1 protein-coding gene is annotated in these 543 nt (G+C 48.3%); it reads left to right on the top strand.

All coding sequences use genetic code 11. The features are described from left to right. The coding region (locus R7Q46_RS29665; RefSeq protein WP_318078652.1) for a fatty acid cis/trans isomerase at window positions 1-543 on the top strand (543 nt) is incomplete at both ends.

Below are 543 nucleotides of genomic sequence, written 5' to 3'. Positions count from 1 at the left end.
CCAGTTGATGTCGCGTTACATTTACGAGCACTTGTTCCTGTCGCACCTGTACTTCTCTGAGTTGAGCGAAAAACCGCGCTTCTTTACCCTCGTGCGCTCCGCAACGCCGCCAGGACAACCAGTGAAGCGCATTTCCACTCGTCGCCCTTACGACGATCCGGGCGTTGAACGCGTTTACTACCGAATCATTCCAGAACAAGGCACTATTGTTGACAAAACGCACATGCCATTTGCGCTCAACAAACAGCGCATCAGTAACTGGAAAAAATGGTTTATTGAAACGGATTACTCCGTTACTCAGCTACCTAGCTACGAGCCAGAAGTTGCAGCTAACCCGATGACGGCATTCATTGATATGCCAGTGAAGTCTCGCTTCAAATTCATGCTTGATAACGCGCAAAACACCATAATGGCGTATATCAAAGGCCCTGTTTGTCGTGGTCAGCTTGCACTTAACGTCATCAATGATCGCTTCTGGGTATTCTTCTTAGACCCAGACAAAGCTGACATTCCTGAGGTTAACGAGTTCTACCGTTCAGAAGC

The sequence above is a fragment of the Vibrio sp. 811 genome (genome assembly GCF_033339195.1).
This window is presented reverse-complemented; position numbering and strand designations above follow the sequence as displayed.